Annotated in this window: 12 protein-coding genes; 8 read left to right on the forward strand and 4 right to left on the reverse strand. The window is 62.3% G+C overall.

The window, feature by feature from the left end; translation table 11 throughout:
• Positions 1-37: 37 nt before the first annotated feature.
• Positions 38-505 (forward strand): SRPBCC family protein, encoded by a 468-nt coding sequence (locus ACR0JC_RS12905; protein WP_170342376.1) that lies wholly within the window; start codon positions 38-40, stop codon positions 503-505.
• 56 nt (positions 506-561) lie between these two features.
• Here ACR0JC_RS12905 and ACR0JC_RS12910 read toward each other — a convergent pair whose 3' ends face one another.
• The gene (locus ACR0JC_RS12910) at positions 562-1,395 is read right to left on the reverse strand and encodes a prephenate dehydratase (RefSeq protein ID WP_170342378.1); all 834 of its coding nucleotides are present in this window, start codon (positions 1,393-1,395) and stop codon (positions 562-564) included.
• Positions 1,396-1,514: 119 nt separating this feature from the next.
• Here ACR0JC_RS12910 and ACR0JC_RS12915 point away from each other — a divergent pair, with 119 nt between their 5' ends.
• The 5 genes from ACR0JC_RS12915 (at position 1,515) to ACR0JC_RS12935 (ending at position 7,878) form a co-directional block, all read left to right on the forward strand.
• Positions 1,515-2,018 carry a c-type cytochrome gene (locus ACR0JC_RS12915; RefSeq protein WP_170341467.1) on the forward strand — a complete coding sequence of 168 codons (504 nt, stop codon included), beginning with the start codon at positions 1,515-1,517 and terminating at the stop codon, positions 2,016-2,018.
• A gap of 172 nt (positions 2,019-2,190) precedes the next feature.
• Positions 2,191-4,101: an extracellular solute-binding protein gene (locus ACR0JC_RS12920; protein ID WP_170342449.1), complete on the forward strand. Its 1,911-nt coding sequence runs from the start codon at positions 2,191-2,193 to the stop codon at positions 4,099-4,101.
• A 1-nt stretch (position 4,102) separates the two neighbouring features.
• Positions 4,103-5,197, forward strand: coding sequence for a microcin C ABC transporter permease YejB (locus tag ACR0JC_RS12925; protein ID WP_170341405.1), 1,095 nt, complete (start codon positions 4,103-4,105; stop codon positions 5,195-5,197).
• The gene (locus ACR0JC_RS12930) at positions 5,198-6,304 is read left to right on the forward strand and encodes an ABC transporter permease (protein ID WP_170342380.1); all 1,107 of its coding nucleotides are present in this window, start codon (positions 5,198-5,200) and stop codon (positions 6,302-6,304) included.
• The gene (locus tag ACR0JC_RS12935) at positions 6,301-7,878 is read left to right on the forward strand and encodes an ABC transporter ATP-binding protein (RefSeq protein WP_170342383.1); all 1,578 of its coding nucleotides are present in this window, start codon (positions 6,301-6,303) and stop codon (positions 7,876-7,878) included. Before ACR0JC_RS12930 ends, ACR0JC_RS12935 begins: the two co-directional genes overlap by 4 nt.
• On the opposite strand, the gene ACR0JC_RS12940 is transcribed toward ACR0JC_RS12935, so the two are convergent.
• Positions 7,875-9,803 (reverse strand): elongation factor G, encoded by a 1,929-nt coding sequence (locus ACR0JC_RS12940; RefSeq protein ID WP_170342385.1) that lies wholly within the window; start codon positions 9,801-9,803, stop codon positions 7,875-7,877. The two genes, ACR0JC_RS12935 and ACR0JC_RS12940, sit on opposite strands and share 4 nt — an antisense overlap.
• A gap of 211 nt (positions 9,804-10,014) precedes the next feature.
• Positions 10,015-11,370: an oxygen-independent coproporphyrinogen III oxidase gene (hemN, locus tag ACR0JC_RS12945; protein ID WP_170342387.1), complete on the reverse strand. Its 1,356-nt coding sequence runs from the start codon at positions 11,368-11,370 to the stop codon at positions 10,015-10,017.
• Positions 11,371-11,431: 61 nt separating this feature from the next.
• Between hemN and fnrL the strand changes: the two genes are divergently transcribed.
• Positions 11,432-12,175 carry a transcriptional regulator FnrL gene (gene fnrL, locus ACR0JC_RS12950; RefSeq protein WP_170341416.1) on the forward strand — a complete coding sequence of 248 codons (744 nt, stop codon included), beginning with the start codon at positions 11,432-11,434 and terminating at the stop codon, positions 12,173-12,175.
• Here fnrL and ACR0JC_RS12955 read toward each other — a convergent pair.
• Positions 12,172-13,044: a LysR family transcriptional regulator gene (locus ACR0JC_RS12955; RefSeq protein ID WP_170342389.1), complete on the reverse strand. Its 873-nt coding sequence runs from the start codon at positions 13,042-13,044 to the stop codon at positions 12,172-12,174. The two genes, fnrL and ACR0JC_RS12955, sit on opposite strands and share 4 nt — an antisense overlap.
• A gap of 98 nt (positions 13,045-13,142) precedes the next feature.
• Here ACR0JC_RS12955 and ACR0JC_RS12960 point away from each other — a divergent pair, with 98 nt between their 5' ends.
• Complete coding sequence (locus ACR0JC_RS12960) at positions 13,143-14,465, forward strand: serine hydroxymethyltransferase (protein ID WP_170342391.1); 1,323 nt, start codon at positions 13,143-13,145, stop codon at positions 14,463-14,465.
• The last annotated feature ends 2 nt before the right edge of the window (positions 14,466-14,467 follow it).

Consider the following 14,467-nt stretch of genomic DNA (forward strand, 5'->3'; position numbering starts at 1 on the left):
GAAACACTGACACCCTGACTGAGCAGAAAAGGCCGACATGCAGGTTTCAGCACGCGAAGATATCCAGGCGCCGATCGATGCGGTGTTCGCCATGGTCGCGGACTTCGAACGGTTCGAGCGCATGGCGATGCGCCGCGGTGTCGAGGTTCGACGCACTGTCGAAATGCCGGGCCACTGGGTCGGGTCGTGCTGGGAAGCCGATATCATGATCCGTGGCAAGCCACGCCACGTCGCGATCGAGGTGGCCGAGTTCGATCGCCCCACAGCCATGCGGTTTCGATCGACCAGCAAGGGGATGAACGGCCTGACCACGATTGATCTTCTGTCGCTGTCGCAAAAGCAGACGCGGCTGAGCATCGAGATGTCACTGGCTGCCAAGACCTTGCCTGCGCGTCTGCTTCTGCAGTCGTTGAAGCTGGGCAAGGCCAGATTCCGGCGCCAGTTCCAGATGCGACTGAGCGATTTTGCGCGCGAAATGGAAGAACGCTATCTGCACGGGGCTTGAGAGCCGGCGTTTGACTGGCGGTGAACAGTCCCCAGCTGCTTGCGCGTGGGAGCAGACTAACCGCGTGGTCGAGCAGCGGGGTACACGCCCAGAACTTCCACATTCGTGGTGAAATGCTGCAGTTCATCCATCGCGAGTTGCACGTTGCGGTCCTCCGGGTGGCCGACGATGTCGGCGTAGAACTGAGTCGCCGTGAACGAGCCATCAACCATGTAGCTTTCCAGCTTGGTCATGTTGATGCCGTTGGTGGCAAAACCGCCCATGGCCTTGTACAGCGCCGCCGGAATGTTCCGGACCTGGAACACGAAGCTGGTGATCATCCCGTGCTCGCCACGGCGGCGGCGGTCGTCCTCTCGCGACATCACCAGAAAGCGGGTCGTGTTGTCGTCGCTGTCTTCGATGTGGCGCGCCAGCAGTTCAAGGCCATAGATTTCGCCAGCAAGTTCGCTGGCCAGGGCCGCCGAATGTTTCTCACCCGCTTCCGAGACCTCGCGCGCCGCGCGGGCGTTGTCAGGGCTGACGCGCCCGCGGATGCCGTGGGCCTTCAGGAAGTTTGCGCATTGCGGCAACAGCACCAGATGCGAATGGGCTTCGGTGATATCTTCGAGTTTTGCGCCCGGCACGCCCAGCAAGTTGATGTGAACCCGCACAAAGGCCTCGTCCACGATGTGCAGCCCGCTGTGCGGGAGCAGGCGGTGGATATCGGCCACTCGTCCATAGGTGCTGTTCTCGACCGGCAGCATGGCCAGATCCGCCTCGCCCGAGCGCACCGATTCGATCACGTCCTCGAATGTTCGGCAGGGCAGCGCCTCCATATCCGGACGCGCATTGCGACAGGCTTCGTGACTGTAGGCGCCGGGTTCCCCCTGAAAGGCGATGCGTTTGGTCATTTGGTCGATTCCGTGCAACAAGTTCCAGAATTGGGCGTTTCGTCGCGGTGTCTATACCTTGCCTCTTGCAAGGGGAAGCCTTAGACACCCCGAAGACAGCTGAAATGGACACGCGATCAATGTTCGACACGATGACAGTTACCAAGGCCGCAGCCGGCCTGTTCGGTGCCTTCCTTGTACTCCTCCTGGCAAAATGGGGGGGCGATGTTCTCTACCATGTCGGCGGGCACGGCGAAGCCGCCTATGTTATTGAAACCGAAAGCTCGGGCGAAAGCGCTGACGGCGAAGAAGTGGTCTTTGCCGATCTGCTGGCCGCAGCTGACCCGGAAAAGGGCGCGAAGGTTTTCCGCAAGTGTTCGGCTTGCCACAAGCTGGAAGAAGGCGCCAATGGCACCGGTCCCTACCTGTATGGCGTCGTGGACCGCCCTGTGGCGGCGGCTGCGGGCTTCGGCTACTCGGCGGCGATGCAGTCGCATGGCGGCAACTGGACCCCGGAAGAGCTGGATGCGTTCATTGCAAACCCCAAAGGCTATATCCAAGGCACTTCGATGAGCTTTGCCGGTCTCAAAAAGGCTCAGGAACGCGCAGACCTGATCGCGTACCTGCAGACGATTGGCGGCTGATCTGCCCACCCAGTCACCGAAAAGCGAAAGCCGCTGCCATGTGCAGCGGCTTTTTTTGTCTGAGCAAAACTTCACAAAGCGCTCACGCATTCTAAACTTGCAAGTGTCAGTGCTGGGCTTTTAGCTTGCCCACAAGGACATGGACAGAAGACAACATCGAAGGATGACCCGTATGATTTCCCATCTGCCTGGCGCGCGCGAACAAGGTTTTCGTCATTGGGTCGCGGCATTGGGCATTTCGGCGGCGTTGGTTCTGGGGCAGGCGGGGCCAGTCCGGGCCGACGAGGACCAGATCATTCGCAGCCATGGCTACTCGTACTTCGGCAATCTCGACTACCCCGCCGACTACACGCACTTGAACTATGCCAACCCGGATGCACCCAAGGGCGGCGAGCTGTCATTGGCCGCATCGGGCACGTTTGATTCCCTGAATCCATATTCACGCAAAGGTCGCCCCGGAGCGTTGACGACACTGCAATACGATCGGCTGATGGACAGCACCGATGACAGTGTCGGCCAGTACTACGGCGTATTGGCTGAGAGCCTGGAGTATGACGCCGACCGCAACTGGGTCATTTTCCACCTGCGCCCCGAAGCGACGTTCTGGGATGGCACGCCCGTCACCGCCGAGGATGTGGTCTACAGCCACCGCCTGTTCATCGAACAGGGCCTGCCGTCATATGCGCAGGCCGTCGGGCGGATGGTGACCGGCGCCGAGGCGCTGGATACGCACACGGTCAAGTTCACGTTCAATCCCGAATTGACGGCCCGCAGCCGGATCGAAACCGTCGGCGCGACGCCCGTATTCTCGAAAGCGTGGTTCGAGGCAGACCCGTCCCGCCGTCTCGACGAGCCGCGCCTGGAAGTCGCCGTTGGATCTGGGCCTTACAAATTGGACAGCTACGATATCAACCGGCGCATCGTCTACAAACGCCGGGACGACTACTGGGGCAAGGACTTGCCGTTCAACAAGGGCCGGCACAACTACGATACCATCCGAGTCGAGTATTTCGCGGACCAGACAGCCGCCTTTGAAGGCTTCAAGGCAGGCGAATACACGCTGCGGATCGAAAGCGACCCCAAGCTGTGGGCGACCGGCTATGACTTCCCCAAGTTGAAAGAGGGCTACGTCGTCAAGGACGCGATTGCGAATGGCAGCCCACCGACCCCGTCGGGCTTTGTGTTCAACCTCGCGCGTCCGCAATTCGCGGACAAGAATGTTCGAAAGGCACTGGCGCTGGCATTCAACTTTGAATGGGCCAATGAATCTCTGCTGTTCGGCCTGAACTCACCCCGCGATTCGTTCATCGAAGGCACACCGCTTGAAGCGATGGATACACCGCAGGGGGCAGAGCTGTCATTTCTGCAAGCTTTGGGCGACGTGGTTCCACCCGAGATGTTGACCGAACCGGTGACGACCGTTCACGAATCCAACCCGGCGCGCCTGAACGATCGGCGCAACCTGCGCAAAGCCTCGAAACTGTTGGACGAAGCCGGATGGCCCGTGGGCGACGGCAACTTGCGCCGCAATGCTCAGGGTCAGACCCTGCGGGTGAACATCCCCTATCCGTCCAACCTGCCGACATCGACGGCCACGATGATCGAGACCTTTGTCCAGAACCTTCAGGCGCTGGGCGTGGATGCTTCGGCCGAAAAGGTCGATCCGGCGCAGTACACCCTGCGCAGCCGCGAGCGTGACTATGACATGGTTTATTCGACACGCTATGGCGCGTTCCTGTCCACTGGCGGCGGCCTCAGTCAGATGTATGGCTCGAAAGAGGCCGAGTTCAGCCTGTTCAACCCGGCAGGCCTTGCCAGCCCGTTGGTGGACGCCATCATCGAGGCGTCTTTCGCGACCAACAATCAAACCGATCAGGACGCAGCGCTTATGGCCTTGGATCGCGCCTTGCGCTATGAGTTCTTCATCATACCGGATGGGTATATCGCGGAATACTGGACAGCCTACTACAACATGTACGAATACCCCGATCAGTTGCCGCCCTATGCGCTGGGATACCTTGATCTGTGGTGGATCAATCCCGAGAAGGAAGCGGCCCTGAAAGCAGAAGGCGCGCTGCGTTAACATGGGCGCATATATTCTTCGACGCCTGTTGCTGGTCATTCCGACCCTTCTGGGCATCATGATCGTCAACTTCACGCTGGTGCAGTTCGTACCCGGCGGTCCGGTCGAGCAGATCATCGCCCAGATCGAAGGGCAGGGCGATGTGTTCGCGGGTTTTGCGGGGTCCGGTGACGCGGGCGCCGGGGCCGAACCCGGCGGTGGCGTCTTCGATGACAAATACGTGGGCGCCCGCGGCCTACCGCCGGAATTCATCGCCGAACTGGAGAAGGAATTCGGCTTCGACAAGCCGCCGGTCGAGCGGTTCCTGAACATGATGGGCAACTATCTCACGCTGGATTTCGGCGAGAGCTATTTCCGCTCGGTCTCGGTGATCGACCTGGTGCTGGAAAAGATGCCGGTCTCGATCTCGCTGGGCCTGTGGTCGACGCTGATCGCCTATCTGGTCTCGATCCCGCTGGGCATCCGCAAGGCGGTCAAGGATGGTTCACGCTTTGACACATGGACCAGCGCGACCATCATCGTGGCCTATGCGATTCCCGGCTTCCTGTTCGCGATCCTGCTGCTGGTGCTGTTTGCGGGCGGCTCCTACTGGCAGATCTTCCCGCTGCGCGGGCTGACCTCGGACAATTGGGAAGACCTCAGCCTGCTGGGCAAAGTGGCCGACTATTTCTGGCACATCGCCCTGCCGACCATCGCACTGACGATTTCCGCTTTTGCCACGCTGACGCTGCTGACCAAGAATTCGTTCCTGGACGAGATCAAGAAACAATACGTCATGACCGCCCGCGCCAAGGGGCTGAGCGAGCAGCGCGTTCTGTACGGCCACGTATTCCGCAACGCGATGCTGATCGTGATCGCCGGTTTTCCGGCGGTGTTCATCGGCGTGTTCTTCGGCGGGTCGATCATCATCGAGACGATCTTCTCGCTGGATGGTCTGGGTCGTCTGGGCTTTGAGGCCGCAGTGGCGCGCGATTATCCGGTGATCTTCGGGACGCTGTTCATTTTCGGCCTGCTCGGTCTGGTCGTCGGCATCATCAGCGACCTGATGTATGTGCTGGTCGATCCGCGCATCGATTTCGAGAAACGCGAGGGGTAAATGGCACTTTCTCCTCTGAACCAGCGCCGCTGGCGCAATTTCTGCCGCAACCGCAGGGCCTTTTGGTCGCTGATCATCTTCTCGGTGCTGTTTGGCCTGTCGCTGTTCGCGGAATTCATTGCCAATGACAAACCGATCCTGGTGAAGTACCGGGGCGAGTTCTACACGCCCATCTTCAACTTCTACGCCGAGACCGAGTTCGGCGGCGACTTCCAAACCGAGGCGATCTATCGTGACCCCGAGGTCCGTTGCCTGATCGACAGCGGTGGGCTGGAAGACTGTTTCGACGACCCCGAAGGCATCATCGAGCAGATCGAGGCGGGGACGTTCCAGGCCGAAGGATTCGAGCGCGGCTGGGCGATCTGGCCGCCGATCCCCTATTCCTACAATACCAGCGTCGACCGTCCCGGTGCGGCGCCCCTGCCACCCAACGGGCAGAACCTGCTGGGCACCGACGACACCAAGCGCGACGTTCTGGCGCGTGTCATATATGGCTTCCGCCTGTCGATCCTGTTCACCCTGATCGTCACCGGCGCGGCCAGCCTGATCGGCATTTTCGCCGGCGCGCTGCAGGGCTTTTTCGGCGGCTGGCTGGACCTGATCTTCCAGCGCATCATCGAGATCTGGTCGGCGACGCCCTCGCTTTACGTCATCATCATCATGTTCGCGGTGCTGGGGCGAAGTTTCTGGCTGCTGGTGTTCCTCATGATCCTGTTCTCGTGGACGGGTCTGGTGGGTGTGGTGCGGGCAGAGTTCCTGCGCGCCCGCAATCTGGAGTACGTGCGCGCGGCCAAGGCGCTGGGCGTGGGCAACCTGACCATCATGTTCCGCCACATGCTGCCCAACGCGATGGTGGCCACGCTGACCTTCATGCCCTTCATCGTGACCGGCACGATCGGGGGGCTGGCCAGCCTCGATTTTCTGGGCTTCGGTCTGCCGTCCTCGGCGCCCTCGCTGGGTGAGCTGACCCTGCAGGCCAAGCAGAACCTGCAGGCGCCATGGCTGGCCTTCACTGCCTTTTTCACCTTTGCCATCATGCTGTCGCTGCTGGTCTTCATCTTCGAAGGCGTGCGTGACGCGTTCGACCCGCGAAAGACCTTCTCATGAGCTTGCTGGATGTGAAAAACCTCAAGGTCTCGTTCCGTCAGGACGGGCAGGTGACCACGGCGGTTCGGGGCGTGTCGTTCCATGTCGACCGCGGGGAAACTGTGGCGCTGGTGGGTGAATCCGGGTCGGGAAAATCGGTCACCGCGCTGTCCACCGTGTCGCTGCTGGGCGACAGCGCGATCGTCGAAGGGTCGGTTACCTATGACGGTCAAGAGATGATTGGCGCATCCGAGCAGCGCCTGATGGAGGTCCGCGGCAACGACATCAGCTTCATCTTCCAGGAGCCGATGACCTCGCTGAACCCGCTGCACACGATCCAGAAGCAGATGGCGGAATCGCTGGCCCTGCACCAGGGTCTGACGGGCGACGCGGCGCGCGCCCGGATCGTCGAATTGTTGAACAAGGTCGGTATCCGCGACCCCGAGGAACGGCTGGACGCCTATCCCCATCAGCTGTCCGGCGGACAGCGGCAGCGGGTGATGATCGCCATGGCGCTGGCCAACAAGCCCGACATCCTGATCGCGGACGAGCCGACCACTGCGCTGGACGTGACGATTCAGGCGCAGATCCTCGAACTGCTGGCCGAACTGCAGAAATCGGAAAACATGGGGATGCTGTTCATCACCCATGATCTGGGCATCGTGCGACGCATCGCCGACCGGGTCTGCGTGATGAAGGATGGCGAGATCGTCGAGACCGGCCCCGTGGCCGAGATCTTCGACAACCCTCAGCACCCCTATACCCGCAAGCTGCTGGCGGCCGAACCCACGGGCATACCCGACCCGATCGACCCCGCCGCCGAAGAAGTGGCCCGGACCGAGCATCTGAAGGTCTGGTTTCCGATCCAGCGCGGGTTCCTGAAGCGCACGGTCGGCTATGTGAAGGCGGTGAACGACGCCACACTCAGCGTGCGGGCGGGCGAAACCGTTGGGATCGTGGGCGAAAGCGGCTCGGGCAAGACCACGCTGGCGCTGGCGATCATGCGGCTGATCGCCTCTGAGGGCGGGATCACCTTCCGCGGGCAGGATGTGCGCCGCTGGTCCACGCGCGAGCTGCGCCGCTTGCGCAAGGACATGCAGATCGTGTTTCAGGACCCGTTCGGCAGCCTCAGCCCGCGGATGACCTGCCAGCAGATCATTGCCGAGGGTCTGGCGATCCACAAGGTCGACCCGCACCGTGCCCCGCGCGAACTGGTGGCCGAGGTGATGACCGAGGTGGGCCTGGACCCGGCGGCCATGGACCGCTATCCGCACGAGTTTTCGGGCGGGCAACGCCAGCGCATCGCGATTGCCCGCGCCATGGTGCTGCGGCCCAAGCTGCTGGTGCTGGATGAACCGACCAGTGCGCTGGACATGACGGTGCAGGTGCAGATCGTCGAATTGCTGCGCGACCTGCAGAAGAAATACGGGCTGGCCTACCTGTTCATCAGCCACGACCTGAAGGTGGTGCGGGCGATGTCACACAAGGTGATCGTCATGCGCAACGGAGACGTGGTCGAGATGGGCGCTGCCGAAGATCTTTTCGTCAACGCCCAGGATGACTATACCCGCGAACTGATCGCTGCGGCAGGCTAGGCGTTGGCCGCTTCGCGCGCCGCCGATTTCGGCACCGGGCCGCGCAGCTCTTCATAGTGGTCGAACTGCAGCTTGACCCAGCCGGTGCCGCGTGTGGCGCTGGCCAGTGTGCGGTGTAGTTCGTCCTCGGCCACGGCGGGCAGTTGGGCGTTGAATATCTCCCAGCCCGGCGCGTTCGGGTTGCCCTCGAACCCCAGTACCTGCCCCTGAAGCGAGCTGATCGTGGGCACCAGATCGCCCACGAAGGCCGACGGAACATGGATCTCGGCGTTCAGGATCGGCTGCAAAACAACCGGCTTGGCCTGTGGCAAGGCTTCGCGCACGGCGTTCTTGCCTGCCGTCCGGAAGGCAAAATCGGAACTGTCTACGTTGTGATGCTTGCCGTCATGCAGGGTGACCTTCACATCCACCACCGGAAAGCCCTCGGGGCCCTGCGCCAATGCATCGACCGCGCCTTGTTCGACCGAGGGGATATAGTTCTTGGGCACGGCGCCGCCCTTGACCACCTCGTCGAATTGAAATCCCGATCCGCGCGGCAGCGGCGCGACCGAGATCACCACATCGGCGAACTGCCCCGCTCCGCCGGATTGCTTGCGGTGGCGGTGTCGGTGTTCGACCGTGGCGCGGATGGTCTCGCGATACGCGGTCTCGACCGGAGAGGTTTCGATCTCGATCCCGAAATCCTCGGCCAGCTTGGCGACCACCCGCCGCATGTGCTGCGGCCCTTGGGAACCGAGAACGGCGTGGCCGCTCAGCTCGTCCTGTTCCAGCGTCAGGCCCGGGTCGATCTCGACCAGCCGGGACAGCGCGTTGGACAGGCGCACGTCGTCGCGTTCATGGGCCGACGACACCACCTGCCGATAGGCGACCGGATGCGCCGTGGCCCAATCCGGCAGCGGCGTGGAGTCGCTGCTGTCATAGATATTGCCGGGGTTGAGGTGATCGGATTTCACCGCCAGCCCGATCTCGCCGGCCTTCAGCCCGTCGATTTGGGTCTTTGCGTCCAGCGCGGTCAGGTTGCCAACAGTTTCGCCGCCCAGCGGGTCATGCGCCTTGATCCCGTCGCCCAGCCCCCGCAGGACGATGATTTTGCCAATGTGCTTTTTGACGTCGGCGAACCCGGCGATGGCGCGGGCGGCCTCGGGCGCCGCGTCCCGGTCGGCGGCGATGTCGAATTCGGGCGCCTCGTGCCGCAGGGCCTTCATCAGGCGGGTCAGCCCGTTGCCATGGCTGGCTGCGCCCAGACAGGCCGGGATCAACTGATGGTTCTGCAAGACCTGCGCGGCCAGGTCATAGATCTCGGCGCTGGGCGGCTGCTTGTCTTCGATCAGCTGCTCAAGCAGGTGGTCGTCGAAATCCGACAGGGTCTCGAGCAGTTCGGTGCGGGCTTCGGCCTCGCGATCTGCCACCGACTGCGGCAGCTCGATCAGCGCCGAGGGCTGACCTTCCTGATATTTCCACGCGCGCTCCGAGATCAGGTCGACGGCCCCGACGATGGTTTCGCCTTCACGGATCGGCACCTGTCGCAGGGTAATGTGATGGCTGCAATAGGTCTGCAGCGCGGCGATGATGTCGCGGATGCGGCCGTTGGGGTTGTCCATCCGGTTGATGAACAGAAAGCAGGGAATGCCCGCCTCCTCGACCAGCCGCAGATAGGGGGCGCACAGAACCGCCGAGTCCGGGTCTGGCGGAACCACCACCACCGCCGCGTCGGAAATGGCCATGGCGGGCCCCGCATTGGCCAGCGCATCGCCCCCGCCATCCACGTCGATCGCGCACCACGGTTCGTCCAGATAAGAAAAACCGTGCAGATGCACGGTTCCGGACAGATCGAATGTGGTGGGCCGGCCATCAAGGCGACTGATGGCCTCGACCAGTGTTGTCTTGCCCGATTGGCTGGGGCCGAGGACGGTAAAAACGCGCATGGGTGCTGTCCCTTCGTCAAGTTGCAGAGTGGTTGCACGAAAGGAACTGTCGAACGCGGATGCGCCGGCGAGTCTGTCTGAATGATGGCCTGCCTCGGCGTCGGGCGGCCGGCCGCCCGCCTTCCGAGTGTGGGGAAAACCCACCGCGCGCGTCAACCCCCCGCTTTTTTGCATTGTGGCGACTGGCCGGCTTGCGGCCTGCCGCCCGTCGTCAGATCGCCGAACTGTGGCCTGCCTTGCTCAGGTCATAGGCGTCGAAGGTCCGGGCGATCATCCGGGTCAAGGCGCGCGCCTCGGGCGGGATGAACAGCCCGTCATCGGTGATCTGCAACAACCCGTCGAAGGCGTCATTGGCGCGCTGGTACATCGCCGTCAGCTTGGCCGCCGAGATGTCGTGGTCGCGCAGGATCTCGGCCGTTTCGATGCGGAAGTCGCACATCAGGGCCTCGATCAGGCGGGCGCGCAGAATGTCCTGATCCTTGAACAGATGCCCGCGCGAGGTCGAGAACCGGCCATCGCGCACCGCTTTGGTATGGACCGACGTGGCTGGGGCGTTCTGCGCATAGCCCTGCGGGAAGCGCGAGATCGAGCTGGCGCCGACACCGATCAGAACCTCGGCCTGATCGTCGGTATAGCCCTGGAAGTTCCGCTTGAGCCGCCCGGCTTTCAGTGCATGGGTCAGCCCGTCATCCTTCGTGGCGAAATGGTCGATGCCGATTTCTTCGTAATTGTCCCACAGGAATAGACGGCGGGCGGTGTCGAACAGATCAAGCCGCTGTTCCGGCGTCGGCAAGGCGTCGGACGGGATCAGCTGCTGGCGTTTCGCCATCCACGGCACATGCGCGTAGCCATACAGGGCCACCCGGTCGGGGTTGAGGGACAGCAGCTTTTGTACGCTTTCGGTCATCCGCGCCTTGGTCTGGTGCGGCAGTCCGTACAGGATGTCGGCGTTCAGGCTGGGCACGCCGCGCTCGCGGATCATGTCGATCGCTTCGCGGGTGGTGTCATAGCTCTGGATGCGCCCGATCGTCTTCTGGATCTCGTCGTCGAAATCCTGAACTCCGATCGAGGCGCGGTTCATCCCGGCCTCGGCTAGCGCATCCAGACGGGCGGCGTCCACCTCGTTGGGGTCGATCTCGACCGAGAATTCCGCGTTGGGTCCAAGTGGGACGATCCCCAGAATATGCGCGGCCAGTTCGCGCATCAGGTCGGGGTTCAACAGCGTGGGCGTGCCCCCGCCCCAATGCAGGCGCGACAGGGTCACCCCGCTGGGCAGGCGCGCGGCCAGCAGGTCCAACTCGGCCTTGAGGACATCGACATAGGCGATGACGGGGTTGTCGGTCTGGGTGCCCTGGGTGCGGCAGGCGCAGAACCAGCACAGCCGGCGACAGAACGGCACATGGACATAGAGCGAGATCGAACTGCCCGGCCGGATGGCGGAGATCCAGTCGCTGAACATGTCGGGCCCCACGTCATTGCTGAAGTGGGGGGCGGTCGGATAGCTGGTATAACGCGGTACCTTCGCGTCAAATAGTCCGAGCTTTGCCAATTGAGGTTTTACTATCATGACGACACCGGTATAGGCTCGACGACCAGAAAACCTTGACCGAGATCAAGTGGACGCGCGCATGACTCTGAATACCCTCGTTGACCACTCCAATTGCGAAGATTGCCCAATTCGGCATCGAGCCGTCTGCGCGCGCTGCGATGCGGACGAGTTGGTCGCGTTGGAAGAGATCAAGTATTACCGCAGCTTCGAGGCCGGTCAGACGATCATCTGGTCGGGCGATCAGATGAATTTCGTGGGCTCGGTCGTGTCCGGGATCGCGTCTCTGACCCAAACCATGGAGGACGGGCGCACCCAGATGGTGGGCCTGCTGCTGCCCAGCGACTTCGTAGGGCGGCCGGGGCGCGACTCGGCGCCTTATGACGTGCAAGCGACCACTGACGTGGTCATGTGCTGTTTCCGCAAGAAACCGTTCGAGGACCTCATGGGCCGCACACCGCATATTGCCCACCGCTTGCTGCAGATGACGTTGGACGAGTTGGACGCGGCGCGTGAATGGATGCTGGTTCTTGGCCGCAAGACCGCGCGAGAGAAGATCGCCAGCCTGCTGTCGATTATCGCGCGCCGGGATGCGTCTGCCAGCCAGAAGGGTTCATCTGGCCCCATCGTCTTTGACCTGCCGCTGACCCGCGAGGCGATGGCCGACTACCTTGGTCTGACGCTCGAGACCGTCAGCCGTCAGATATCTGCGCTGAAAAAGGATGAAGTGATCCTGCTGCAGGGCAAGCGCCACGTGACCGTTCCGGATATCGGCCGCCTGATGGAAGAGGCCGGGGATGATTCGGACGGTGGATTTCTGGTCTAAGCGGTTTTTCTGAGCCACCCGACGACGCGCCCGACCGGTGTCTGCGGTCGGACGGCACGTGGCGACCACAGCTTGAGCCGGTCGGGAAGAGTGACCGTCGTTTCGAACGGAGCCACCAGTCGACCGCTGTCCAGATGCGGCTGGACCAGCGCTTTGTGTCCCATCAACACACCCGCACCGTTCAGCGCTTCTTCGACCGCCAGCGCGTACAAAGAGAAGACCGGCCCGCGGGGTGTGAACGCCCATCCGGGTCGCGCCGCCGCCACCCATGTTTGCCAATCGTCGAACCAGGTCGAATCGGACAGGCAGGTCACATTCGCCAAGTCCTCGGGCGTAGTCAGGCGATGCGCCAAGGCCGGCGCGCAAACCGGAAAGATGGCGTCTTCGGCGATGGGGTCCCCCAAGTCTCCGCCGAAAAACAGGTAGATGTCGAAGGGCGCGCGCTTGAGGTTGGGCGGGGTTTCCTCGGCCGTGAGTGAAACTTCGATCTCGGGCTCTGCGGCTCGAAGTTCGGGCAACCTTGGCGACAGCCACAGCTGTGCAATCGAGGGCAGCGTCACGATGTGCACCACTTGCGGCTGTGCCTGGGCGCGCATGGACAATGTGGCTTGTCCCAAAGTGTCGAAGGCCTTGGTCAGGTCCGGCAACGCCTTCTGTCCCAGCGCGGTCAGGGCAACGCCTCTTGCGGTGCGCTCGAAAAGGGGCGCACCCAGTTCGTCTTCCAACGTTTTGACATGGGCTGATACCGCGCCGGCGCTGACGCCAAGTTCCGTAGCCGCCGCCGAGAATCCGCCCAGGCGGGCTGCGGCCTCGAACGCACGCAGCGCGTTCAGAGGTAGGGGTTTGGGGCGCGGTGGAGCAACGGGCATGGATTTAGGCTCAATTTTTCTGACCCTAATTTTTCGCAAAACTGATTTGCGCGCAAGTCAGGATCTTTGCATCGTTGGCCGCAAAGACGGAGGATCAGATGCAGCACCTTGCTCACCGTGCCTGGGTCCCGGGCCACTGCGAAAACCTTGTTCAGACCATCGCCCGGAAGGTTGCCGACAGCAACTCGGAGGCGATCGAGGCTCGGATCGACGCGCTGATAGCGCGAAACTCGGATATTCATGATGCCGAGTGTTTCAATCTGAATCCGGCGACAAATGTCATGAATCCAAGGGCCGAGGCAGCACTGGCCGCGGGTCTGGGCAGTCGTCCATCTTTGGGCTATCCGGGCGACAAATACGAGATGGGTCTCGAGGCCATCGAGGAGATCGAGGTGATCGCGGCCGAGCTTGCGGCCCGCGTGTTCAACGCGCGATACGCCGAAATCCGAGTGGCATCCGGCGCCTTGGCCAATCTGTATGGCTTCATGGCTCTGACACGGCCGGGCGATACGATCATCGCGCCTCCGGCCGCGATCGGCGGGCATGTCACCCACCATGAGGGTGGCTGCGCAGGGCTTTATGGTCTGCAAACGGTCAATTCACCAGTGGATGCGGACGGGTACAGTCTGGATCTGGCCGCTCTGCGCGACATGGCCAGAACGCACCGGCCCCGGTTGATCACCGTCGGTGGCTCGCTGAACCTGTTTCCGCATCCTGTGTCGGCCGTGCGCGAAATTGCCGACGAAATCGGGGCCAAGGTTCTGTTCGATGCGGCCCACCAATGCGGGATCATCGCCAGCGGGGCTTGGGCGAATCCGTTGGATGAAGGCGCGCATCTGATGACGATGAGCACCTACAAAAGCCTGGGCGGCCCGGCGGGTGGGCTGATCGTCACCAACGACGCCGAAATTGCCGAACGGCTGGACGCCATTGCATTTCCCGGAATGACGGCCAATTTCGATGCCGCGAAATCGGCGGCTCTGGCAATCTCGTTGCTGGACTGGGTCGACTTCGGGCCGGCCTATGGACAAGCGATGATCGATCTTGCGCAGGCAATGGCCAGCAAGATGGAAGATCAGGGATTGCCAGTGTTCAAAGGGGCTGGTGGAGCCACCACCTCGCACCAATTCGCGCTGAAGGCCGCCGACTATGGGGGCGGGCAGGCGGTGTCAAAACACCTGCGGCGGGCTGGGTTCCTGGCATGTGGTATCGGTTTGCCGATCGCCCCGGTTGCGGGTGACATGAACGGATTGCGGATCGGAACGCCCGAATTGGTCCGGCGGGGCGTGACGCCCGAACATGCCAGCGAACTTGTGGCCCTGTTCGCCGAGGCGCTGTCTGCGGATGATCCCGCATCGGTCGCGCCCAAGGTGCGGGATCTGCGATCCGGGTTCCAGGGGATGCACTACGTTCGTGCGTGACC

Source organism: Ruegeria sp. CH5 (assembly GCF_056537025.1).

Coding starts and splice junctions, on each gene's coding strand:
- ACR0JC_RS12905 (WP_170342376.1), top strand. CDS start 38: ATGCAGGTTTCAGCACGCGAAGATATCCAGGCGCCGATCGATGCGGTG.
- ACR0JC_RS12910 (WP_170342378.1), bottom strand. CDS start 1,395: ATGACCAAACGCATCGCCTTTCAGGGGGAACCCGGCGCCTACAGTCAC.
- ACR0JC_RS12915 (WP_170341467.1), top strand. CDS start 1,515: ATGTTCGACACGATGACAGTTACCAAGGCCGCAGCCGGCCTGTTCGGT.
- ACR0JC_RS12920 (WP_170342449.1), top strand. CDS start 2,191: ATGATTTCCCATCTGCCTGGCGCGCGCGAACAAGGTTTTCGTCATTGG.
- ACR0JC_RS12925 (WP_170341405.1), top strand. CDS start 4,103: ATGGGCGCATATATTCTTCGACGCCTGTTGCTGGTCATTCCGACCCTT.
- ACR0JC_RS12930 (WP_170342380.1), top strand. CDS start 5,198: ATGGCACTTTCTCCTCTGAACCAGCGCCGCTGGCGCAATTTCTGCCGC.
- ACR0JC_RS12935 (WP_170342383.1), top strand. CDS start 6,301: ATGAGCTTGCTGGATGTGAAAAACCTCAAGGTCTCGTTCCGTCAGGAC.
- ACR0JC_RS12940 (WP_170342385.1), bottom strand. CDS start 9,803: ATGCGCGTTTTTACCGTCCTCGGCCCCAGCCAATCGGGCAAGACAACA.
- hemN (WP_170342387.1), bottom strand. CDS start 11,370: ATGATAGTAAAACCTCAATTGGCAAAGCTCGGACTATTTGACGCGAAG.
- fnrL (WP_170341416.1), top strand. CDS start 11,432: ATGACTCTGAATACCCTCGTTGACCACTCCAATTGCGAAGATTGCCCA.
- ACR0JC_RS12955 (WP_170342389.1), bottom strand. CDS start 13,044: ATGCCCGTTGCTCCACCGCGCCCCAAACCCCTACCTCTGAACGCGCTG.
- ACR0JC_RS12960 (WP_170342391.1), top strand. CDS start 13,143: ATGCAGCACCTTGCTCACCGTGCCTGGGTCCCGGGCCACTGCGAAAAC.